Annotated in this window: 21 protein-coding genes; 6 read left to right on the top strand and 15 right to left on the bottom strand. The window is 72.4% G+C overall.

Annotated features, from left to right (window positions below; translation table 11 throughout):
* Positions 1-123 precede the first annotated feature (123 nt).
* Positions 124-1572: an argininosuccinate synthase gene (argG, locus tag ABZ321_RS04245; RefSeq protein WP_354889265.1), complete on the bottom strand. Its 1449-nt coding sequence runs from the start codon at positions 1570-1572 to the stop codon at positions 124-126.
* Positions 1573-1682: 110 nt separating this feature from the next.
* Between argG and ABZ321_RS04240 the strand changes: the two genes are divergently transcribed.
* Positions 1683-2012: a DoxX family protein gene (locus ABZ321_RS04240; protein WP_344514894.1), complete on the top strand. Its 330-nt coding sequence runs from the start codon at positions 1683-1685 to the stop codon at positions 2010-2012.
* A gap of 5 nt (positions 2013-2017) precedes the next feature.
* Positions 2018-2878 carry an RNA polymerase sigma-70 factor gene (locus tag ABZ321_RS04235; RefSeq protein WP_344514892.1) on the top strand — a complete coding sequence of 287 codons (861 nt, stop codon included), beginning with the start codon at positions 2018-2020 and terminating at the stop codon, positions 2876-2878.
* A 42-nt stretch (positions 2879-2920) separates the two neighbouring features.
* Here ABZ321_RS04235 and ABZ321_RS04230 read toward each other — a convergent pair whose 3' ends face one another.
* The 4 genes from ABZ321_RS04230 to ABZ321_RS04215 form a co-directional block, all read right to left on the bottom strand.
* Entirely contained in the window at positions 2921-4210 is a 1290-nt protein-coding gene (locus ABZ321_RS04230; RefSeq protein ID WP_354889262.1) for a cellulose-binding protein, read from the bottom strand.
* A gap of 131 nt (positions 4211-4341) precedes the next feature.
* Complete coding sequence (locus ABZ321_RS04225) at positions 4342-5964, bottom strand: DUF885 domain-containing protein (protein ID WP_354889260.1); 1623 nt, start codon at positions 5962-5964, stop codon at positions 4342-4344.
* A 291-nt stretch (positions 5965-6255) separates the two neighbouring features.
* Complete coding sequence (locus ABZ321_RS04220; protein ID WP_354889258.1) at positions 6256-6924, bottom strand: NAD(P)-binding domain-containing protein; 669 nt, start codon at positions 6922-6924, stop codon at positions 6256-6258.
* A gap of 76 nt (positions 6925-7000) precedes the next feature.
* Entirely contained in the window at positions 7001-7417 is a 417-nt protein-coding gene (locus ABZ321_RS04215) for a hypothetical protein (protein WP_354889256.1), read from the bottom strand.
* A 124-nt stretch (positions 7418-7541) separates the two neighbouring features.
* Between ABZ321_RS04215 and ABZ321_RS04210 the strand changes: the two genes are divergently transcribed.
* Complete coding sequence (locus ABZ321_RS04210) at positions 7542-7925, top strand: hypothetical protein (RefSeq protein WP_354889254.1); 384 nt, start codon at positions 7542-7544, stop codon at positions 7923-7925.
* 183 nt (positions 7926-8108) lie between these two features.
* Here the strand turns inward: ABZ321_RS04210 and ABZ321_RS04205 are convergent, their stop codons facing one another.
* Genes ABZ321_RS04205 through ABZ321_RS04175 form a run of 7 tightly spaced genes read right to left on the bottom strand, consistent with a single transcriptional unit; the run spans position 8109 to position 14021 of the window.
* Positions 8109-8771 carry a hypothetical protein gene (locus ABZ321_RS04205; RefSeq protein WP_354889252.1) on the bottom strand — a complete coding sequence of 221 codons (663 nt, stop codon included), beginning with the start codon at positions 8769-8771 and terminating at the stop codon, positions 8109-8111.
* 49 nt (positions 8772-8820) lie between these two features.
* Positions 8821-10167 carry a S9 family peptidase gene (locus ABZ321_RS04200; protein WP_354889250.1) on the bottom strand — a complete coding sequence of 449 codons (1347 nt, stop codon included), beginning with the start codon at positions 10165-10167 and terminating at the stop codon, positions 8821-8823.
* The gene (locus ABZ321_RS04195) at positions 10155-10835 is read right to left on the bottom strand and encodes a 4Fe-4S cluster-binding domain-containing protein (protein ID WP_344514874.1); all 681 of its coding nucleotides are present in this window, start codon (positions 10833-10835) and stop codon (positions 10155-10157) included. Before ABZ321_RS04195 ends, ABZ321_RS04200 begins: the two co-directional genes overlap by 13 nt.
* Positions 10828-11763, bottom strand: a complete 936-nt coding sequence (locus tag ABZ321_RS04190; protein ID WP_344514872.1) for a helix-hairpin-helix domain-containing protein — start codon at positions 11761-11763, stop codon at positions 10828-10830. The genes ABZ321_RS04195 and ABZ321_RS04190 overlap by 8 nt, the downstream gene beginning before the upstream one ends.
* Positions 11747-11965, bottom strand: coding sequence for a DUF2997 domain-containing protein (locus ABZ321_RS04185; RefSeq protein ID WP_344514870.1), 219 nt, complete (start codon positions 11963-11965; stop codon positions 11747-11749). Before ABZ321_RS04185 ends, ABZ321_RS04190 begins: the two co-directional genes overlap by 17 nt.
* Positions 11962-12417 (bottom strand): hypothetical protein, encoded by a 456-nt coding sequence (locus ABZ321_RS04180; RefSeq protein ID WP_344514868.1) that lies wholly within the window; start codon positions 12415-12417, stop codon positions 11962-11964. Before ABZ321_RS04180 ends, ABZ321_RS04185 begins: the two co-directional genes overlap by 4 nt.
* A complete protein-coding gene (locus ABZ321_RS04175; protein WP_354889246.1) occupies positions 12414-14021 on the bottom strand; it encodes an AAA family ATPase in 1608 nt (535 codons plus the stop codon). The genes ABZ321_RS04180 and ABZ321_RS04175 overlap by 4 nt, the downstream gene beginning before the upstream one ends.
* Before the next feature lie 159 nt (positions 14022-14180).
* Between ABZ321_RS04175 and ABZ321_RS04170 the strand changes: the two genes are divergently transcribed.
* Positions 14181-15296 (top strand): aromatic ring-hydroxylating dioxygenase subunit alpha, encoded by a 1116-nt coding sequence (locus ABZ321_RS04170; RefSeq protein ID WP_344514864.1) that lies wholly within the window; start codon positions 14181-14183, stop codon positions 15294-15296.
* Between the two features lie 30 nt (positions 15297-15326).
* Here the strand turns inward: ABZ321_RS04170 and ABZ321_RS04165 are convergent, their stop codons facing one another.
* The 3 genes from ABZ321_RS04165 to ABZ321_RS04155 are packed head-to-tail and all read right to left on the bottom strand — an operon-like array spanning position 15327 to position 17735.
* Positions 15327-15842 carry an N-acetyltransferase gene (locus ABZ321_RS04165; RefSeq protein WP_354889244.1) on the bottom strand — a complete coding sequence of 172 codons (516 nt, stop codon included), beginning with the start codon at positions 15840-15842 and terminating at the stop codon, positions 15327-15329.
* A 31-nt stretch (positions 15843-15873) separates the two neighbouring features.
* Entirely contained in the window at positions 15874-16512 is a 639-nt protein-coding gene (locus ABZ321_RS04160) for a response regulator transcription factor (protein ID WP_354889242.1), read from the bottom strand.
* A 2-nt stretch (positions 16513-16514) separates the two neighbouring features.
* Entirely contained in the window at positions 16515-17735 is a 1221-nt protein-coding gene (locus ABZ321_RS04155) for a sensor domain-containing protein (protein WP_354889240.1), read from the bottom strand.
* A gap of 111 nt (positions 17736-17846) precedes the next feature.
* On the opposite strand from ABZ321_RS04155, the gene ABZ321_RS04150 reads away from it, so the two are divergent.
* Complete coding sequence (locus ABZ321_RS04150) at positions 17847-19124, top strand: hypothetical protein (protein WP_354889238.1); 1278 nt, start codon at positions 17847-17849, stop codon at positions 19122-19124.
* Positions 19125-19219: 95 nt separating this feature from the next.
* Positions 19220-22654 carry a glycoside hydrolase family 2 TIM barrel-domain containing protein gene (locus ABZ321_RS04145; protein WP_354889236.1) on the top strand — a complete coding sequence of 1145 codons (3435 nt, stop codon included), beginning with the start codon at positions 19220-19222 and terminating at the stop codon, positions 22652-22654.
* The last annotated feature ends 8 nt before the right edge of the window (positions 22655-22662 follow it).

Genomic DNA, 22662 nt, shown 5'->3' with positions numbered 1-22662 from the left:
TTGTACTCCGGCCGCCTGACCTGCGTAGACGTCTATCAGCGACAACCGCGATGTGTCGGAACGCCGACTGTGAACAGCAAAGCGGGGACCCACGAAGGGTCCCCGCCAGGCGGTGCGGACGGATCAGTCGGTGCCGGCCTCCATGGCGGCCGCGTCGAGGAGCTCGTCGCCGGTGGCGGCCTTGCCGCGGGAGGCGATCTCCTCCGCGCCGCCCTCGGGCATGGTGCCGATCAGGCGGGTCGACTGCTCGGTCGCGGAGACGAGCTGGCGGTGCTGGCCGCTGCCGACGATGCCGATGCGGGCGTACTGCTCGAGCTTGGCGCGGGAGTCGGCGATGTCGAGGTTGCGCATGGTGAGCTGGCCGATGCGGTCCAGCGGGCCGAAGGCGGAGTCCTCGGTGCGCTCCATGGACAGCTTGTCGGGGTGGTAGCTCAGCGCGGGCCCCGTGGTGTTGAGGACCGAGTAGTCCTCACCGCGGCGCAGGCGGATGGTGACCTCGCCGGTGATGGCGGAGCCAACCCAACGCTGGAGGGATTCGCGGAGCATGAGGGCCTGCGGGTCCAGCCAGCGGCCCTCGTACAGCAGGCGACCCAGCCGGCGGCCCTCGTTGTGGTACGCGGCGACGGTGTCCTCGTTGTGGATCGCGTTGACCAGGCGCTCGTAGGCGGTGTAGAGCAGGGCCATGCCCGGGGCCTCGTAGATGCCGCGGCTCTTCGCCTCGATGATGCGGTTCTCGATCTGGTCGGACATGCCCAGGCCGTGGCGGCCGCCGATGGCGTTGGCCTCCAGGACGAGGTCGACGGCGGAGCCGAACTCCTTGCCGTTGATCGTGACGGGGCGGCCCTGCTCGAAGCCGATCGTGACGTCCTCGGCGGCGATCTCGACCGCGGGGTCCCAGAAACGCACGCCCATGATGGGTTCCACGATCTCGATGCCCGTGTCGAGGCGTTCGAGGGTCTTCGCCTCGTGGGTGGCGCCCCAGATGTTGGCGTCGGTGGAGTACGCCTTCTCGGTGCTGTCCCGGTAGGGCAGGCCGTGCGCGAGCAGCCACTCGGACATCTCCTTGCGGCCACCGAGCTCGGTGACGAAGGCGGCGTCCAGCCACGGCTTGTAGATGCGCAGCGCGGGGTTGGCCAGCAGCCCGTACCGGTAGAAGCGCTCGATGTCGTTGCCCTTGAACGTGGAGCCGTCGCCCCACACCTGGACGCCGTCCTCGAGCATCGCGTTGACCAGCAGGGTGCCGGTGACGGCGCGGCCCAGCGGGGTGGTGTTGAAGTAGGTGCGGCCGCCGGAGCGGATGTGGAACGCGCCGCAGGCGAGCGCGGCCAGGCCCTCCTCGACCAGGGCGGCGCGGCAGTCGACCAGGCGGGCGATCTCGGCGCCATACGCGCCGGCGCGGCCGGGGACCGAGGCGATGTCGGGCTCGTCGTACTGCCCGATGTCCGCGGTGTAGGTGCAGGGCACCGCGCCCTTCTCGCGCATCCACGCGACAGCTACGGACGTGTCCAGGCCGCCGGAGAAGGCGATTCCGACACGTTCACCGACGGGCAGGGAGGTGAGCACCTTGGACATGCCGTAAGTATATGCATCACACTGCATGGTGATGCAACTTGTTCTGCAGAGTGATGTGACGGATGACACGCGCATGTCACGTTCGGCGCCGCGGCATCCGTCCCGCGGTCATGACTACGTCAATCACCATCGCCGCAGCACTCTGGGTCGGGTTCTCCGCCGTGTCGGTCTTCATGCGCGCCAAGTGGGTCGTCGAGCCGCTCGCGGCCTACGGCGTCCCGGCCACGTGGTGGCCATGGCTCGGCGTCGCGAAGGCGGCGGGTGTACTGGGGCTGCTGGCCGGACTGTTCGTCCCGGCCGTCGGCGTGGCGGCCGGCATCGGCCTCGTCCTGTACTTCACCGGGGCGGTCATCACCGTCCTGCGGGCGAGGTCCTACTCACACGTGATGTTTCCGCTGATGTACATGGCTCCGGTCGTCGGCGTCCTGGTGCTGTACTGATCGTGATGACCGACGAGTTCGAAATCCATCGCCGACTGCTTTTCTCCGTGGCGTACCGCATCCTCGGCAGCGCGTCCGACGCCGAGGACGCGGTCCAGGACGCGTGGCTCAAGTGGTCCTCCGTGGACCGGGCGCAGGTGGGCGAGGCCAAGCCGTACATGGTCCGCATCGTCACGAACGTGGCCATGGACCGGCTCCGGTCGGCGCGGTCCCGGCGGGAGGTCTACGTCGGGCCGTGGCTGCCGGAGCCGATCCCGACCGGCGGCTTGGATGGTGGGGCCGACGGTGGCGATTCGCTGTCGATGGCGCTGCTCGTGGTGCTGGAGACGCTGAGCCCGCTGGAGCGCGCCGTGTTCGTGCTCAAGGAGGCGTTCGGGTTCACGTACGCGGAGATCGCCGCCGCCGTCGAGCGCTCCGAGGACGCCGTCCGGCAGGTCGGGCACCGTGCCCGCGAGCACGTGCACGCGCGACGCCCCCGGTTCCACGCCGGGCAGGCCACCCAGCGGCGGGTCACCGAGCGGTTCTTCGCCGCGGCGACCGGCGGCGACATCAACACGCTCATGCAGCTCCTCGCGCCGGACGTCACCCTGTGGACCGACGGCGGCGGCAAGGTGCGCCAGGCGACCCGCCCGGTCACCGGCGCCGAGCGGGTCGCGGCGTGGTTCGCGACGCTCGGTCAGCAGCCGTACCAGGGGGTGCAGCTCGCCGACATGCGCGTCGACCTCGTGGAATTCAACGGTGGACCGGGCATCGTGTTCCGCGGCGCCGGCCGGGTCATCGGCACCATGACGCTCGACCTCGACGACCAGGGCCGCATCGCCGGCATCTACAACGTCGCCAACCCCGACAAGCTGCAGGCGCTATGACGCGGGTGCCGCGAAGGCACGGCACCCGCGTCAGCTGGGTGATCAATACCCGTAACGGCTCTTCAGGTGGCGCCACCAGTCGCGCAGCATCCAGGCGTCGAACTCGGTGATCGACGAGGCCGAGCCGGCCTTCATGAGGAAGCCGCCGACGCCGGTGGGCGTCCAGTCGTAGAAGTCGTCGAGGCCGAAGCTATGGCCTATCTCGTGCAGCAGGATGTGGATGTTGTCGTTGTTGAGGGCGCCGACGAAGTACTCGCTGCCGACGCGCTGGCCCCAGTCGCCGCCGGCGCCGCCGTTCATGCCGGCCGTCAGCCACAGTGACATGTCGTAGTGGTGCGAGGCGCCGCCCGGGCAGTTCGGGTAGTTGCCGCTCTGGTTGAAGAACCGGCCGCACGGCTCCGAGCACTGCGGCGCGTTCTCCCGGATGTTGTTGACGTAGACGTCGACCGAGTTGTCGGACCACTGCAGCGTGGCCCGGTCGCGGACCGCCCAGCCGACGACCTTCAGCGGCACGTTCTGGTATGGCCAGCCGTTGTGCCCGGCCATCACGTCCATCCACTTCTTGAACTGCCGCGCCAGCGACGCGTGGATCTGGTCGCGCAGCGCGGCGCTCACCGGGGCGCTGGAATCCCAACGGACGCAGTAATTGATGCTGCCCCGGTTCGCGAACACCTGGTCCCAGCCGTAGTTGCGGAACCCGTACGGGTTCGAATACGTCGACTCGACGTGCTGCCAGACCTGGTTGAGCGGGGTGACGAGGTTCGCCGGCGGGTTCCAGCCGCTGGTCGGCGGCGGCGTGGTGCCGATCGCGGTGCTGTACGCCCGGAACTCCAGCACGCCGACCGACGCGGCGCCGCTCTGCAGGACGAGGCGCAGGCGGCTGGTGCTGACCGGGGTGAAGTTCACGGCGTTGTACTGGTTCACGGCCGTGGGATAGCCCGCCGCGCCGGCCACGTCCACATAGGACGAACCGTTCCACGACTGCAGGCGCCAGCTGCCGGGCGTACGGACGCCGCCACCGTCGTCGAAGAAGTAGATGTCCGATGAGCGGATGGATTGCGTCGACGCCCACGTGAGCAGGACCCACTGTTCGCCGGTGTTCGGCCACGTGCCCCAGCGCCGGTTGACGGTGTCGTTGGAATTCGCGGGGTCGATGCCGTCGTTGACCGCGGCGGTGCTCTCCCACGGCGAGGTGTACGAGGCGCTGGCGGTGGCCGATCGGGCCAGGTTGTCGCTCTGTCCGGGGGCGGCCTGGGCGGCGGTCTCCGCCACCGTGAGGCCGCCGGCGAGTATCGCGAGGGTGGCGAGGGGCAGGACGAGTCTTCGCAGCATGAGCGCTGTTCCTTCCGTTGCCGGTTGCCGAAATCCTTTTCGGAACCGTGCCAACGTTGCTCATGCGTGTCAATGTGTTGTGTGGGCTACCCGTGCCCGAAACGCTTGCCGAAACCGTTTCGGCGTGAAAGTTACCAGCGGGACGTGATCAGGTCCTCGAGGGTGTCCAGCGGCAGCGGCCCGTGCGCGAGGACCTCGTGGTGGAACGCGCGGATGTCGAACGCCGGCCCGAGCGCCGCCCGCTCCCGCTCCCGCAGCTGTTGGATTCGCAGCCGGCCCAGCATGTACGCGAGGGCCTGCCCCGGCATCGCGATGTACCGGTCGACCTCGTTGGCGATGTTGGTCTCCGACAGGGCGGTGTTGTCGCGCATGTACGCGATGGCCCGGTCTCGCGACCAGCCGAGATGGTGCATGCCTGTGTCCACGACGAGCCGGCAGGCCCGCCACGCGTCGAACGACACCGTGCCGAGCCGGTTCAGCTCCGACGTGTACAGGCCCATCTCGTCGGTGAGGCGCTCCGTGTACAGGCCCCAGCCCTCGCCGTGCGCGTCGAAGTAGGTGAACCGCCGGAACCGCGGCAGGTCCGCCCGCGACTGCGCGACCGCGATCTGCAGGTGGTGCCCCGGGACGCTCTCGTGGAACGCGAGCACCTCGTACTCGAACCGGGCCCGCGACTCCGGCCGGTACGTGTTGACGACGTGCGCCCCGGGCCGCGAACCGTCCGCGGCGGGCGCGACGTAGTAGCCGAGCACCGAGTTCTCCGCCTCGGCGGCGTCCATCTCCCGCACCACGCACGGCGCCGTGTCGTACTTCCTGAACCAGTCCGGCACCGCCTCCTCGGCGTTGCGCAGCGCCGTCGTGACGGCGTCGACGATCTGCCCGGCGTTGTCGAACCGCAGCTCCCGGTCGTCCCTGAGCCGTGTGATGACGTCGTCCGTGCTTCTCGCGTTCAGCGCCCGCCCACCCCGGTCGGCGAACTCCTCCCGCAGCCCCGCCACCAGGTCGAGGCCGATCTGGTGGATCTCCTCCGGCCCGAGGTCGGTCGTGGTGTACGCCGCGATCAGGGTGCGATACCCGTCGGCGCCGCCGGGCACGTGACACAACCCGACCTGGTCCCCTGAGCGGGCGACCGGCAGCAGCTGCTCGTCCAGTACGGTCCGGAACCGCCGCAACGCCGGCCGCACGTGCTCCGTGACCAGGTCGGCGGCCTGCTTCGTCTGCGCGACGTCGCGCTGCAGCAACGGGTCCCGCTCCAGCGGCGTGCTCAGGTACGCGTCGACCTGCGCGATCGCCTGCCGCACGCCCAGCGCCGTGGGGAACCGCCCGTCCTGCGCGGCCTGCTGGTACCGCGTGACGTAACCGTCGAAGAAGTCGCCGAGCTTCGCGAGCCGGGTCAGGTACGTCGCGTCGCCCGTCGTCGTCATCGTCGAAACCACCTGCGCGACCGGCCCGGCGATGCTGGCCGTCACCGCCACCTCGCTGACGCCGTCCTTGGAGATCCGCTGCTCGTCCCGCAGCAGCCGGCCCAGGATCGTGTGGCTGATCTTCTCCTGCGTGCTGAGCCCGGCCGTCTCGACGGTCTTGAGCTCCGCCTCGACCTGCTGGAGCGCGGCCCGGTGCCTGCCGGCCGCGGCCCTGCCTGGATCGGGGACGTCGGCGTCGTGCCCGTCCACGCCGAACACGGTGGCCGCGAACGGCTCAGCCGCGAAGTGCAGCCGGAAGTACTCATCACCCAACCGCGCCAGCGTGTCCATCGCTCCACCGTATCCGGTCACCAGCCCCCGGCCTGCTCGACGCTTGCCCTGGTGCCCGGCCGAGCCGCGCCTGGTCGTCACCGCTCAGCGCGATGGCCCGGGTGGCTCGCGTCTGGTCGTCAGCGCCCAACCGCAGCCCCAATAGCTGGCCGGGTCGTCCGAGTCGGATTGTCAGCGGCTGCCCTGATCGCCGGTCGTTGGTGCACCCTCTTGGTCGCGCGGCGCCCGGCAGCCACCCGAACCTCCGCTCAGGCGGCCCTGGTGGCTGGCCGGGGCGTCCGTGGCAGGTGGTCAGCGCTTGGCCTGGTCGACCGCCGTCCGCAGCTGGTCCGCGGTGGCCTGGTGGCCGGCCGGGTCGTCGAACGTGCCATACGGCGGTCCATACGCAGGGGTGTCCGGCTGGAACCGCCATCCGTCCGCCAGCGTCCCGACGTCGACGGCGTCATAGCCGATGGTGTCCAGGAACTCGACCACGGCGCGCTTCGCGGTCTCGTCGTCGCCGGCGATCGGCAGCGCGCTGCGGTCGTCGGCCTGGCCGGGCCGGGCGAGCGAGCCGAGGTGCTTGAAGTAGATGTTGTTGAACACCTTCACCACGTGGGCGCCGTCCAGGTGCCGCTGCAGCAGCTCGCTGCTGGTCGTCTCGGCGTTGTCCAGCTCGGCGAACGTGCCGTCGCGCTGCGGGTAGTAGTTGTTGGTGTCGATGACGGCCTTGCCCTTGAGCGGCTCTGCCGGCACCTTGTCGAACGCCTTGAACGGCACGCTCACCACCACGATGTCCCCGGCCGCCGCCGCGTCGGCCGACGTGGCCGCCCGCGCCCGCGGCCCGAGCTCGGTGACGAGGTCCTGCAGCGTCTCCGGCCCCCGCGAGTTGCTCACCACCACGTCATACCCGGCCGCGACCGCCAGCCGGGCCACCGTCCCGCCGATGAACCCGCTTCCGATGAACCCGATCGTCGTCATACCGCCGACAACCCCGCCCACCACGGACCGATTCCCTGAAGACCGCGGCGACCAGGGTGATTTCTCAGACACGACCTCATGCGTGGTCCAGGAGGTAGTTGCTGGGCCCCCACTTGATCAGCCACTCCTCGTAGATGCCGGGCCGGCCGCACGCGAGGCAGCGCAGCCCGACGCAGATCCAGCGCACGTCGTCGTCATCCTCACGCAGCGAGAACCCGACCGCCGCCGCGAACTCCTCCTCGCCGCACACGCAGGCGCAGACCACCTGCACCTCGTCGTCCTCGTCCCAGTACTCAAGGCTGTCGGCGATGAACGCGTGCTGCCCGCACCCCAGACACGTCCGCCGGGCGGCCTTCGCCGTGTCCATCACCCGCACCTCGAACCGCCCGCCGCCGCACGACCCGCAGACGGACTCCCGCACCTCGTCGACCGGATGCTCACCGACCCCGGGCCGCCGGAGGAAGGCGGCGAGCTCCTCGAAGTCCGAAGCCATGTGCCACCTCCCTCCCAACTCCACGTCGATGCAGCCGAGCCTATCCACGAGGTACGACACTTTCCCGCGACGACGACGGCGGCGGGGGTGTCACGTTTCGCGGGCCTCGTACGTCCAGACAACCATGACCAAACGCAGCCCGTTCACGACCGCAGCCCTCGTGCTGGCCGCCATCATCAACGGCGGGCCGGGAGTGTGGGCGTTCTTCGCCCCGCGCTCGTTCTACGACGTCATCGCGACGTACCCGCCGTACAACGAGCATCTGTTCCACGACATCGGCGCGTTCGAGCTCGGACTGACCGCGGCGATCCTGATCAGCCTGGTCTGGCGGGACGGGCTGTCCGTGGCGCTGTTCGGCGGGTCGGTCGGCGCGACCGTCCATGCTGTCGCGCACTTCCTGGACCGTGACCTCGGCGGCCGGTCCAGTGACCCGTGGACGCTCGGCGCGGTGGCCGTCGTCCTGACCGCCGGCCTCGTCGCACACCGCCGCCGGCCGACGCGAACCTGACGATCACCCAGCGGTCAGAAGCCTCAGCGCCGCCTGGCCCTGACCGCGAACGTCGCCGCCCAGCACGCGCCACGCCGGGTGGCTGTCCGGCAGTGCCTTCCGTAGCACCTCGACCCGGCGGCGACGTTGGGCCATGGCGGCAGCCAGCCGCCGCGCGGGCCGGGAATGTCGATGGTCTGGCGGTCAGTCACGGAACCGGGCCAGTGCGCTGGTGAGGGCGTCGAGGCCGGCGCGGCGCTCGCGGACGTCGAGGGACTCCGCGAGGTCCAGCGCCGCCAGCACCGGCCCGGCGCTCGCCAGCTGGGCGACGACGTCGAGCGGCATGTCGGTGGCCCGCAGCGTGAACGGTCCGGCCTCGTCGGGGATCAGGCCGTGGCGGGCGGCGATCGCGTCGAGCTCGGCGGCGGCGACGTAACCGTCGACAGCCACCGTCGCGGTCAGGCCGAGCGCCTCGCTCGCCCGGGAGGTGTCCACCACCTGCCCGCGGAGCCTGCCCGCGGTGCTGGTGTGGCCGGTGTACCGCGAGGCGACCGCCCTTCCGCGGGCGCGTCCCACCAGCTCCTCGGCGGCCATCGCGTGAAGCTGCCTGCGCAGGCGGGACCGCTGGGCGGTGCCGACCCAGCCGGCGTCGTGGCCGGACAGCAGCGCGACGGCGCCCCAGGAGGTCGGGCTCGACCAGGCCCGCCACCGGTAACTGCCCCGGCTCACCAGATACCGCTCGACCGACATCGCGTCGATGACGCCACGCGCGAGAGACCGCAGCACGCCGGCCGCGACGAGGTGCTGCACCTGGCGGGTGGACACGCCGAGTCGAGCGGCCGCGTCCCCGACCGTCACCAACTCCATGACAGATAGCTTCGCTTTCACGAAGCTATCTGTCAACGCACGTGGAGTGTCAACGAGCCCGATGGAGTTCGAAGAACCGGATCGTTTCGGAGAAGTCGTCGCCGATGAGGTGCACTGGGGCGCTGGCGTCGACGGGCGGGCGAGCCAGCGGGCGGAGGAAACGCGGCGCTGGGGCGGGTGGGGTGACGGCCGCGGCGGTGAACGGGCCGCCCGCCGCCTCCAGGGCCGTCGGCCCGCCGATGCCCTCGCCGTGGATGAAGACCTGTGTCGCGAGGCCGGAGTCGATCAGGTGTGAGGCCACCGTGCGGCAGTCCGCGGCGTCGGCAAAGTCCTCGATGTCGACGACCGTGAAGCCGTGCTCGTTGAAGCGCCGCACCTGGTCGAGATCTGGCGGGCCCGCGGGCACGCGCACGACGGTGGGGCCGCCGGCTGCGCCGTACACCAGCGCCACCAGCAACCGGTCGCCGTTGACCGGCACGGGGATACGCGAGGGGACGGGGACGGCGGCGGACGCGACGACCCTGCGAGAGAAGCCGGCGGGGTCCACGATCGCGAGCTGCTGTCCGAGGCCCGGCGCGGAGCCGACCAGGGCCACCGAAGAGCCCCACGCCGTCAAGGAGGGATTGATCATGGTGTACGGGAGGGGGACAGCCGAGCCGTCGAGCAGCAGGCGGTGGGTGGGGCCCTCGCGCACGAGCATGGCGATCCGGCCGTCGTCGAGGAAGCAGTACGACGCGTTGCCCAGCTCCCACGGCGGCGCCGCGCAGTCGGTGGGCATCGGGGCGATGGCCGTGCCGTCGTGGCGGTACAGGTTCCACCAGCCGGTCCGGTCGGACATGAAGTACAGCATCCCGTCGGGGCCCCAGCGCGGCTCGATCGCCGCCTCGTCGCCGCCCCCCGCGACGCGCATCGGGTCGCCGATGTCGCCGCCGGGCTCGTAGCCGGCGACCCACACCTCGCACGCGTCCCACGGCATGTCCTTCGCGCTCCACCACGTCCAGGCGAGCATGCCGCCCGCCGGTCGCGGCGCCCCGAAGAAGCCCGCCGCCTCGGCCAGGACCCGCAACGAACCCCCGTCGAGCGGGACCGCCACGAGCGCGTCGCCGCTCGCGTCCTCCCGGACCGCGAGGAGCTCACCATCGCCGAGCGCGAGGTCGCCGAACGCCCCCTCGGCGACCAGCGTCGAGTCCCGGAACAGGCCGTCCGGCGTGGCGCACCAGACCGCGTCCGGCGCGACCACGAAGTCGCCGCCGCCGTGCACGTGCGCCCCGCCGCCGACGCCCACGCCCGGTGGGGTCACGTCGACCGGCTCGCCGCCGGGCTCCCACCGCAGCAGCCGCGCCCCGTCCACCCAGTGCAGCGCGTCGCCGTGCGGATCGTGTCTCAGGTCGTGCACGGCTCCGATTCTCCACGCCGCCGTTGCCCGAGGCCGGCGAGGAGGGTGTCGAGCGCGTCGAGCTCCGCCCAGCCGTTCACCGCGACCCGCCCGTCGGCGCCGACCGTGACCTCCACCCGGTCGGGGGTCGTGGTGAGGTCGTCCAGCAGGTGCGGGAAGCGGTCGCTCAACAGCACGAACTCCTGGTTGGTCGAGCCCGCCCAGGGGCGGGCGGTGTCGACCTTGCCGGCGACGTACGGGCCCGCCACCAGCAGGTCCGTCGCGGCGAGCAGGGCGGCGACGTCAGACCTGCCGGCTGCTTCGGCTTCGTGGAGCTGGCCGGTGGTGTACCCGGTGAACGTCATCACCGACCGCCCCGCCGCCTGGACCGCCGCGGCGGCCTTGGCGAGCGCGGCGGCCTGGTCGAACGGCTCGCCACCGAGGAAGGTCACCCCGGTGGTGTTCGCCGCCAGTACACGAGCCGCCAACGCTTCCACAGGGGTCATGGCGCCGCCGCGGAAGGCCCACAGGTGCGGGTTGAAGCAGCCCTGGCAGCGGATGGTGCAACCTTGCACCCAGACCGCGGTCCGCTCGCCGGGGCCTTCCGCGGTGGTGGCGGCGAGGAACCTCGCGACGGCGACGTTGTCGGGATCCGTGTTCGTCGCCGGTACGAGCGGCAGCTCAGACATCCAGCACCCGGCCCTCCGGCGGCCGCTGCCAGTGCGTCGTCGGCGGCGTGCAGGTCAGCCGGTCCCGCAGCGGGGCGAACTCGTGCGGCGCCAGGCCGGCGGCGGACGCGAACTCCTCCACGCTCGCGAACCCGGCGCGCCGCCCGCGCTCGGCGACGGTCCGGCGCACCCGGTCCAGGTCGAACCCAGGCAGCCGGGCCAGGTCCGCCGCGGAGACGGTGTTCACGTCCACGACGGCCGGCGCCCCCTGATCGAAGCCGGCAGCGGGCGGGCCTTGGCTGAAGGCGCCCTTGTCGAGCGGGACGGCGGGCGGCCCTTGACCGAACGGGGCGGCCTGCGGCCCTTGGCCGAAGGCGGCGGGAAGGCCTTGACCGAAGGCGGCGACCGGTGGGCCGGGGTTGAAGGCGGGCGCCGGTGAGCCGGGGTTGACAGCGGTGGCCGCTGGGCCGGGGAACGCGGGTGGCGCCGGGTTGGAGTAGGCGGGCGGCACGGTGAAGTTGGCTGCGGGCGCTGGCTGCTGCCAGGTCGGCGGCGGGGCGGACGGCTCGGCGTACCAGGGGACGTAGCCCGCCCGCCACTGCAACCACGCCGAGTTGAGCAGGCAGGCGTGCACCACGCCGGCGAACCAGAGCGCCAGCCACACCCCTATGGCCCAGTTGGCGACGGCGGAGGGCTGCCCTTGCGGGGAAGCGCCGACGAGCAGGAAGCTGACCCAGCTGAGCACCATGTACACGATCCCGGCGATCCACCAGGCCGGCCGTCTGGCGCGCAACCCGACGTAGAGGAACCCGGCGCTACCGATGCAGCTGGAGCCGAGGATCGGCAGCAGCAGCCACCAGCTCTGCAGGATCCGCCAGCTCAGCTTCGCCGCTGGGTTCGGTCCGTACTGCGGCGTGTACGGCCGGAACGCGTCAGGCACGATCGACATCCCGCTGCACCTCGAGGACGGGCTCGTCGACGCGGACCCGGGCGTAGTCGGCGGTGTAGGCGCTCTGCACGGTGCGGGCGGCGAGCAGGTCCTCCAGCACCGCGATGTAGTCGAGGCACTCGCCGCCGAGCAGCCCCTCGGTCTCGGCGCTGATCTGCCCGTCGCTGCCGACGGTGACGACGATGCGCGGCGTGGACGTCACGACGACTTCCCTTCCACGGCGAAGACGAGCTTGACGCTGCTGTCGGCGGCGACGCTCTCGGACTCCAGGCGCAGCCCCGCCGCGGGCGCCCGTTCCCGCAGCCGCTCCAGCACCGCCCGCTGGACCTGCAGGCCGTAACCGGCGTCGATCGCGCGGACGATGTCCACGGCGCGCGCCTCGTCGACGTCGCCGGTGAAGTGCGCGGCCCAGATCTCGTCCTCGCCGCGGGTGAAGCGGGCCTGCGTGCCCTTCCACCTGGCGACGATCTCCTCGCCGGTCTCGGTGACCTCCGCCTGCGTCCCGCGCAGCGCGGCGGCCAGCAGCGACGCGTCCCGCATCCGGGTCTGCACCTGGCAGACCGCCTGCTGCTGCTCGTCCCGCCCGGACCGCAGGCCGTGCGCGGCGCTCACGGCGGCCACGGCCAGCGGCACCAGGATCAGCGACACACTCATCCGGCACCTCCTGTCGACGTCGCGGAACCCATGCCCGGCGGCGGTGCGCCCAGGTCCCAGTCCTCGGCCGCGGTCGCGGCCACCGCCCGCGTCTCGGCCCACGCCCGGATCGCGGCGACCCGCTCGGCCTGGGTGACGGTCAACGGCACCATGTTCACCGTCGCGCGGATCAGGTCGTCCTGGCGCAGCGGCCGGCGTTCGGCGAACGCGTCGAACAGGCCGGACACGACCGCCTGCTCGATCTCCGCGCCCGAGTACCCGGCGCTGAAGTCGCACAGCTCGGCCACGACGCGCTCGTCCACGGTCAGCTCGCCGGCGACGGCCTTGTGCCGCAGCCGCTTGCCCAGGTGCACCCGCCAGATCGAGGCCCGCTCGGTGCGGGTCGGCAGGTCCACGAAGAAGATCTCGTCGAAGCGCCCCTTGCGTAGCAGTTCCGCCGGCAGCCGCTCGATGTCGTTGGCGGTGGCGATGACGAAGACCGGCTTCGTCTTCTCCTGCATCCAGGTGAGGAACGTGCCGAAGACCCGCGGCGTCGTGCCGCCGTCGCCGACGCCGGCCGCGAAGCCCTTCTCGATCTCGTCGACCCACAGCACGCACGGCGCGGTCGCCTCCGCGGTGCGCAGCGCCGTGCGCATGTTCTGCTCGCTGGACCCGACGATCCCGGCGAACACCCGGCCGACGTCCAGCCGCAGCAGCGGCAGCCCCCACGCCGCCGCGACCGCCTTCGCCGTCAGCGACTTGCCGCAGCCCGGCACGCCGGTGATCAGCACGCCGCGGGGCGCCGGCAGCCCGTACTGCGCGGCGGCGGCCAGCCAGGAGCCGTCCCGTTTCGCGAGCCACCGCTTCAGGTTCTCCAGCCCGCCGACGTCCGCGAGCTCCGCGCCGCCCTCCACGTACTCCAGCACCCCGGACCGGCTGACGGCCTGCCGCTTCTCGTCGTGCACGACGGCGAGGTCATGGACGTCGAGGACGCCGTCGCTGACCATCGCGCGGGCGAACGCGTTCTCCGCCTCGTGCAGCGTCAGGCCGGCGGCGGCCTTGGCGAACCGCTCCCGGTCCACGTCGCTTAACCCGATCCGGATCCGCCCGCCCGCCGCGTTGCTGGCGATCATGCTGTCCAGCAGCGCCCTGATCTCGGCCTCGCCCGGCAGCGGGAAGTCGACGACCGTGATGTCCTTCTCCAGCTCGACAGGGATCCGCAGTACCGGTGACACGATCACCAGGACCCGCGGCACCTGCCCGGAGCGGAACGCCGCCGCCACGTCACGGACCCGCCGCACCACCACAGGGTTCGCCGGCCGGTCACCACCGCCGAGCGCCGCGTGCAGGTCCTTGAAGAGGAATACGCCCGGTTCGCGGCCGCGCAGGACCACGTCGAGCGCGGCCTCGGGCTCGGTCGTGCCCCGGTGCGGCACACCGTCCGGCTGGACCAGCCCCTGCGTCGCCGACCACGTCCACACCGGGCGGGGCGTGCGCAGCAGCGACGCGTCCCGCGCCACCGCGGTCACCTCGGCGAGGACCCGCTGCTCCTCGTACGACTCGATGTAGAGCACGGGGAAGCGCGCCTTGAGCAACTGGGCCAGGTCGCCGCGAAACCCCCGCATCCCGGCTGCCCTCCAGTCCTCGTCGAGCGCACGACTGTAGCAACGCGCCGCCACGTCTCCGACACGATCGAGCCAGGTGGGAGGGTGGCGATTCGCCACCTGTCACAGCAGCGTGTAGTGCCGTTCCCTGACCGGCGTGGGGCGGGTCATGATGGAGGGATGGAAGCGCCGGTGGAGCGGGGGGCCGTTGAGGCCGCGTTGTTGCCGTTCGGGTCGTCGCGGATGTTGCCCGCGGCGGCGTACACCGACCCCGCGGTGCTGGCATGGGAGCGGCGGCACCTGTTCGCGGACGCGTGGACGTGCGTGGGGCGCGTCGACGAGCTGCGGGAAGGGTGCACGCAGCGGGCGGTCACCGTCGGCGACGTCGGGGTGCTGCTGACCTTCCCGGCCGGGGCCGTCCGCGCGTTCGCCAACGTGTGCCGGCACCGGGCGCACGAGCTGCTGCCGGACGGGGCGTCGAACGGGCGGCCGTCGGCCGTGTGCCCGTATCACGGGTGGGCGTTCCGGCTCGACGGGAAACTCGCGACCGCGCCCGGGATGGGGGCGGTCGACGCCGGCGAGCTCGGGCTGATCGAGCTGCCCGCCGCCGAGTGGGAGGGGTGGCTGTTCGTCAACGCGGGCGCCCGCGCGGAGCCGTTCGGCGAGCACCTGGGGGACCTGGAGCGGTTGCTGCGTCCGTACGGGATGGGCGAACTCCAACTGGGAGCCAGGCACGAATACCGGGTGGCCGCCAACTGGAAGGTGATGATCGACAACTATCACGAGTGCTACCACTGCCCGCTGATCCACCCCGAGCTGTGCAAGGTGTCGCCGCCCACGTCGGGCGACAACTGGGCCTTGCCGGGGGCGTGGGTCGGGGGCTCGATGGACCTGCGGCCGCACGCGACCACGATGTCGTTCGACGGGAGCGGGCCCGGGCACTTCATCCCCGACGCGCCGCGCCGCACGGTGCTGTACGTGGGGCTCTTCCCCAACCTGCTGGTGTCGGCGCATCCGGACTACGTGATGACGCACCGGCTGACGCCTGTCGAGCCGGGGCTGACGACGATCGAGTGCAGCTGGTTCTTCCCGGAGGGGTTCACCGAGACGGCGTACGCCGTCGACTTCTGGGACCTGACGAACCGGCAGGACTGGGCCGCGTGCGAGTCCGTCCAGCGCGGGCTGGCCTCCCCGCACTTCGTCCCGGGGCCGCTCGCCCCCAACGAGGACGCCGTCTACCAGTGGACGACCCTGATCGCCGAGGCGTACCTCGGCCGCGGGATCCGCCTGACCTAGCCGCTCGGCGCTGGGCCGGCGCCGCGGCGCTCAGCCCAGCTTCTTCGTCAGGGTCTCGAACCGCAGGTCGTCGCGCAGCGGGCGGCCGAAGCGCTCGTCGCCGTACGGGAACGGCGACAGCTCGCCGGTCCTGGCGAAGCCGCGCCGCACGTACCAGGCGATGAGGTCGTCCCGCTGGACGATCACCGTCATCCGCAGCTCGCCGGCGCCCCACTCGTCCCGGGACCGCCGCTCGGCCTCCTCGAGGACCGCCCGGCCGAGCCCGTTGCCCTGCTGCCGGGGGTCGACGGCGAACATGCCGAAGTAGACGTACCCGTCGCGGCGCTCCAGCTGGCAGCACCCGACGACGCCCCGCTCGTCCTCCGCCACCAGGACGAAGCCGGTGGCGATCGCCTCCGCGACCATCTCCGGGTCGGCCCGCTGGCCTTCGAGGAGGTCCGCCTCGGTCGTCCACCCTTCGCGGCTGCTGTCCCCGCGGTACGCGCGCTGCACCAACTCCACCAGCGCCGGCACATCGTTCGGCGTCGCACCCCGGAACTTCACCATGCCGAGCATTATGCAGCCTGCTCAAGACGGGTCAGCGGTGGTCGAGGTAGCTCAGGACGGCCAGGACGCGGCGGTGGTGGTCGCCGGACGGGGGGAGGCCGAGCTTCGCGAAGAGCGAGTTGATCAGGTTGTTGACCGACTTCTCCGCGATGACGAGGCGGGCGGCGATGGCGGCGTTGGAGTGGCCTTCGGCCATGAGGCGGAGGACCTCGGCCTCGCGGCCGGTGAGGCCGTCGAGCGCGGACGGCTGGTGGATCAGCTGCGCGACGACCTCCGGGTCCATGACCGTGCCGCCGGCGGCGACGCGGCGGACGGCGTCGACGAACTCGCGGACCTCGGCGACCCGGTCCTTCAGCAGGTAGCCGACGGCACCGGACCGGTCGGCGAGGAGGTCACGGGCGTAGAGGCGCTCGACGTACTGGGACAGGACGAGCACCGGCAGGCCGGGCACCGCGCGGCGGGCGGCGACGGCGGCGCGCAGCCCCTCGTCGGTGAATGTCGGCGGCAGGCGGACGTCCACCACCGCGACGTCCGGGGCGGCGGCGACGATCCGGTCGGCGAGACCGGCGCCGTCGGGGTCGGTGGCGGTGACGTCGAACCCGTACGCGGTCAGCATCCGGGTCAGCCCGTCCCGCAGCAGCACCTGGTCCTCGACGATCAAGACGCGCACGGTCAAGCCTCGCACGGCAGTGACATCTCCAGCACGGTCGGGCCACCCGATGGGCTGGTGACGTGCAGGGTGCCGTCGAACGCGGACAGGCGGCGCTGGATGCCGAGCAGGCCGGTGCCCCGGGACGGGTCGGCGCCGCCGACGCCGTTGTCGCGCACCGTGATGTGCACCGCGTCGCCCGCGTCCACGAGCGCGATCCGGATCTCGCCGGCGCCGCTGTGCCGGATCGCGTTGCCCAGCGCCTCGGCGGTGGCGAAGTAGGCGGCGGCCTCGACGGGTGCCGCCAGCCGCCGCGCCAGCCGCAGATCCAGTTGTACGGTGACCGCGCTGCCCAGCACGAGCGCGTGCACGGCGGCGGCGAGGCCGCGGTCGGCGAGGACGGGCGGGTGAATGCCGCGGACCAGGCCGCGCAGCTCGGTGAGCGCGGCGCCGGCGCCGGTCCGGGCCTCGGCCAGCAGGGCCTTCGCCACCGCCGGGTCGTCGTCGATGACGTCCGACGCGACGCCGAGGTGCATGGCGAGCAGGACCAGCCGCGCCTGGGCGCCGTCGTGCAGGTCGCGTTCGATGCGGCGCAGCTCGGCCGCGGACGCGTCGACGGCGGCCGCCCGGGTCGTGGTGAGCCGGTCGACGCGGGCCGCCAGCCGGGCCGCGGACGTGGGCGCGAGCAGCGCCCGGGCCAGCGCCGACTGAGCCCGGATCAGGTGGCGCGGCAGCCACACCGCGACGACCGTGAGGCCGGCGCCGACCGGCACCAGGATCCAGGTCAGCGGTCCCGAGCGGCCGGTCCACTCCAGCACCGCCGGGTCGTAGCCCGTCGGCGACGGCAGCAGGGCGCGCAGCGCGGGGGCGGTCACGCACTGGACGGCGGCGAGCCACAGCGCGACGGCGACGACGAAGCCGCCGACGCCGGCCACGAACTGGCACGGCAGCCACAGCAGGTCCCGCCACGTCGCCGGGTCGCGCACCACGGTCCGCAGCCGCGCCAGCGGCCCGCCGGTGAGCGGCGCGTACGGGGCGGGCACCGCCGCGGCCCGGCGCTGCACTCCGGCCAGCTTGCGGCAGGCCCACAGCGCGGCCGCGAACAGGAGCACTCCCGCTCCGGCGGCGAGGCTCGCCGGTACAGACGCCGCAAACGAAACCAGCAGCACCGGGGCCGGCAGTCCGACGGCCGCGCCCACCGCGAGCCGGCGCAGCTCGGCCAATCGATCACGAAAGCGGTTCACGGCTCCGACGGTAGGCGGCGCCGGGGCGGGCCGGACAGGGTGCGGACACCTGAATGCACAGGGGTGTCGCCGCCCTGGGCCTGCCTGCCCGCGACGGCCAGGCTGAGCGGCATGCGAAGGATCATGATGGCGATCGCGGCGGCGGTGCTGGTGGCGGCGCCCCTGACCGTGGGAACGCCGGCACAGGCCGCACCCGAGGGATTGACGGCGACCGAGGTGACGTTCACCGGCAACGGCGGCGTCACGCTGCACGGCACCGTGCTCGCGCCCACCGGAGGGGATGCCCGGAAACCGGCAATCGTGCTGCTGGAGGGCGCCGGCAGCCGGGGCCGCGGCTACCTGCGGGCGGAGGCCGAGGCGTACGCGCGGCACGGCATCGTGACGCTCACCTACGACAAGCGCAGCACCGGGTACTCCCTGATGCACCGCGACTACTCGGTGCTGGCCGACGACGCGCTCGCCGGGCTCCGCCTGCTGCGCGCCCGGCCGGATGTCGATCCCCGGAAGACCGGCCTGTGGGGGCTGTCGGAGGGCGCGTTCGTCGCCCCGATCGCCGCGAACCGCTCGACCGACGTCACGTTCGTCATCACCGTCGGCGCGGTCGGCACGACACCGGCGGAGGAGACGGCGTGGGCGTACGGGCAGTACCTGCGCCACGCCGGCGTCCGCGGCCCGCTGCCCCGGCTCATGCAGACCAGCGTGGTCCGCGCGACGATCGACCTCGGGCTCTTCGCCGAGGCCGGCTTCGACCCGGTGCCGCACTGGGAGCGGGTCCGCCAGCCGGTCCTCCTGCAGTGGGGCGAGCTCGACCGCGACGCCGTGCCGTCGCTCAGCAGCCGGCTCATCGGCGGGGCGCTCGACCGCGGCGGCAACCCGCACCACACCGTCCGCGTCGTCGCCGGCACCAACCACGTCCTGCACCGCACCGAGGACGACGGCTTCGACCGGCTGCCGCTCCTCCCGGCCGGCTACGGGGACTTCGAGGCCGCCTGGATCGCCGACCCGGCCGTCGAAGCACCGGGCGTCGCACTCCCAGCGGAGGCGGCGATCGTCGACAGCGCGCCGCGCGGCTGGTGGGACACGACCTGGGCGCGGCTGGTGACCGCGGCGCTCCTGCTGGGCGCGCTGGTCGCGGGCGTGGTCAGGCACAGGGCGTGGCTGCCGGCTGGACTCGCCGCGGCCACCGTCGCCGGCACCCTCGCCTACCTGTTCTTCCTGCTTGCCGTCGCGGGCAAGGTGGCCGGCCCGATCGTCCTCGCCCAGCCCCTCGCGTGGCTCACCCTGCAGCTGCTCGCCGTCGCGACCGTGGCGGCGGCCGTCTGGCGGCGCCGGCCCATCGAAGGAGCACTGTTCGCGGTCTGGGCGGTCCAGTGGTTGACGACTTGCTGAGAGTGCATTAGCTTCGCGTCTACTGCAAGCCGCTTCCCGAATCGGATCCGCCCGCAGCCGATTCCGGCAAGCAGCTCCCATCTTCGGAGGCCCGTGTGACCCCGCATCGGCGCGACGTCCTCAAACTCATCGGTGCCGGCACCGCCGGAGCCTTCCTGCCCGTTGTCCTTCCCGTTGTCCTGAACAGTCCGGCGCAGGCCGCCGGCTCGGCCGTGGTCCCGCTCGACGGGGACTGGCGCTTCGCGACCGACCCCGGCGGCACCGGCGAGGCGTCCGGCTGGGCCACGCCCGGCTTCGACGACTCCGGCTGGGCGACGCTGCGCATCCCCGGCAACTGGGACGTCCACGACGCGTGGGCCGGCTACCGCGGCTGGGGCTGGCACCGGCGCACCGTCGCGTCGCCCGCCATCAGCGCCGGGCAGGTCGTCCGGCTGCGGTTCGAGGCCGTGTACCACCGGGCCAAGGTCTGGTTCAACGGCGCCTACCTCGGCGAACACTCCGGCGGCTACACGCCGTTCGAGTTCGACGTCACGAGCCGGCTCGCCGCCACCAACACCGTCGTGGTCGCGGCGAGCAACACTTACAGCATCGGCGCCTGGTGGCCGTGGGGCGGGATCAGCAGGTCGGTGTCGCTCACCGTCGACGCCGCCGTGCGGATCGAGCGGCAGCACGTCATCGCCACCCCGGACCTGACGACCGGCACGGGGGCGGTCGTCAACTGGGTGACGGTGTCCAACGCCGGCGCGACCGCGAAGACCGTCACCGTGCGGAGCGCGTTCCCGTGGGGCACCCCAGCGACGACGATCACCGTGCCCGCTCGGGGCACCGCCGAGGCGAGGCTGGACAGCAGCGTCCCATCCGGTGGGTACGCGCTGTGGGGGTTGGACCGGCCCAGCCTGTACACCTGCGAAACCACCGTCCTGGACGGTGCGACCGCGCTGCACGTGAAGTCGGACCGCTTCGGCTTCCGCAAGGTCGAGGTCCGCGGCACTGCGCTGCTGCTCAACGGTGAACCGGTCAGGCTCAACGGCTACAACCGGGTCGGCGACGACCGGGTCGCCGGCGCGACCGAGCCGACCTACCTGGTGCGGCGCGACCTCGACCGGATGAAGGCCGCCGGGGCCGGCCTGATGCGCATCCACCACGTGCCGCAGACGCCGGAGCTGCTCGACTACGCCGACGAGATCGGCATGCTGCTCATCGAGGAGATCCCCGTCTGGGGCACCGGCGCCAACCTCGACCCCGCCGACGAGGTCACCCGCGCCGAGCTGCGCGACATGATCCGCCGCGACTACAACCACCCGTCGGTCATCGCGTGGTCGGTGGCGAACGAGATCCGCGGCACCAGCGCGGAGGGCATGACGTTCGTCCGCGAGATGATCGCCTACATCAAGTCCACATTGGACAGCACCCGCCTGTGCACGTACGTCAGCAACACCTACGCGGGCGCCGCCACGCCCGGCGCGGAAGCGTTGCAGTACACGGACTTCGCGTGCCTCAACATGTACGGCAACTTCGCCGGCAACGTCGACCACGTGCACGGCCTCTACCCCGACAAGCCGATCTTCGTGTCGGAGTACAGCTCGGACAGCTTCACGTTCCCCACCAGCCGCGAGGACGTCGACTTCCGCACGACCAGCGACGCGGCGGCCCTCGCCTATCCGTCCCGGCCGTGGGTGGTGGGCAGCTCGCACTGGACGTTCAACGACTACCGCAGCGGCTACGGCGGCTCGTCCCCGGACCAGGTGCGCGGCTGGGGGATCCAGAACGTGTGGGGCCAGCGGAAGCGGGCCTACGCACAGTTGCAGGCGACGAACGCCCTTGTGGGGCTTGGTCTTCTGTCTTCCGGCGGCCTGACCATGTTGTCGCTGTCCGTCAAGGATGGTCCCGCCCGGATCCTGCGAGGGCACCGGCTCGCGTGGCAGGTCACCGACGCGGCCGGCACGGTGATCGACGGGCGGCTGCTACCGCTGCCCGACATCGCGCCCGGCAGCCCCACGCTGCAGCGGGCCGTCCGGTGGACCGACCCCGGCACCGCCGTCCGGCAGCGGCTGACGCTGCTCGCGCCCTCCGGCCACGAGGTCGCCGTGTCCACATTGGACGTCCGGGTGCCGGCAGCGCCGACCATCAGCTCCGTGCAGGCCGCGAATGGCGCCGTCCGCGTCGTCTTCGACCGGGTCGCCAACGCCGACGGCTACCGGGTGCTCGCCTCGACCGGCGCCACCAGCGCCGACACCATCAACGGGTTCGCCGACGTGACGCTGGCCAACGGGGTCGCGGCGCAGGTGCGGGTGGTCGCGTTCAACGGCGCCGGCACGTCGGCCGCGTCGGCGCCGGTGACCGTCACGCCCGGCGGCACCCTCGCGCTGCCGCCGAAGATCCAGGACGTGGTCCCGGTCGACGGCGGGCTCGTGCTCGGCTTCATCGTCGCGCCCGGGGCGGCCGACCACCAGGTGGAGGTGCAGGGCGGCCCGTCGTTCACCACCACGCTCAAGGGCTCGGTCCGCATCGTGACCAGCGGCTCCGCAGTACGCGTCAAAGGCGACAACACCGTGTGGAGCGAATACGTCTCGCCGTCCGGGGGCTTCGCGACCCACGGCGCGCTCGCCGCGGACGACCGGGTCGCGGTGCGGATCACCCCCGACCCGTTCGCGGAGCGCTACGAGGTGACCGCCACCGGCGGCGGGCGGACCGTGACGCGCGTCGTGGAGTCCTCGGCGGTGGAGCTGCTGACCGTCGCCGGCCTGGTCGCCGACACCGCTCAGAGTGTCGTCGTCCGCTGCGGTACGAGCGGTGGCTGGTCGGATCCGGTCACCGTGGCCACCCGGACGGTCCCGGTGCTACCGGCGGGTGCGCCGGCCACGCCGACCGGACTCGGCAGCTCGACCAGCGGGGGCGTGACGACGCTCGTGTGGTCCCCGGTGCCCGGCGCCGCCGGCTACCTCGTCGCAGCCACCGACTGCGGATCGCTGCCCACCACGGTCGTCACCTCGGCCGCGTCGCTGGTCGTGGGGGCCGCGTCCGCGGTCGCCGGCGTCGCCTACCGGGTCACGGCCATCGGGGAGGGCGGCGTTAGCGCCGCGTCCGCCGGCTACGTCGTGCCCGGCACGCCGGGGCCGCGGCAGGTGACGGTCACGCCCCTCGACACGGCCGCCGACTGCGCCGGCAACGTCCGTTACCGCGAGGCCGGCACCTGGCTGGCGAGCAGCCTGCCCGGCGTGGACGGCACCCCGAGCCGGTACAGCAACACCGCCGGCTCCACCGCCACCTGGGCGCCGACGCTGCGGGCCGCCGGCACGTACCGGGTCGAGGTGTGGGTGCCGTCGAGCAGCAGCAGCACGACCGCGGCCGCGTACCAGGTCACCCATGGCGGCGGGACGGCCTCGCTGACGGTGAACCAGGTCAGCGTCGGCGGCTCCTGGTACACGCTGGGCACGTGGTCGTTCGTCCAGGGTGCTTCGGGGAAGGTCGTCCTGACCGCCGGCACCACGTTCGCCCGCGCCTCGGCGGTCCGTTTCACGCCCGCGTAATTCGGCTG

It is taken from the genome of Dactylosporangium sp. NPDC006015, from assembly GCF_040614215.1.
Lineage (GTDB): Bacteria > Actinomycetota > Actinomycetes > Mycobacteriales > Micromonosporaceae > Dactylosporangium > Dactylosporangium maewongense.
This window is presented reverse-complemented; position numbering and strand designations above follow the sequence as displayed.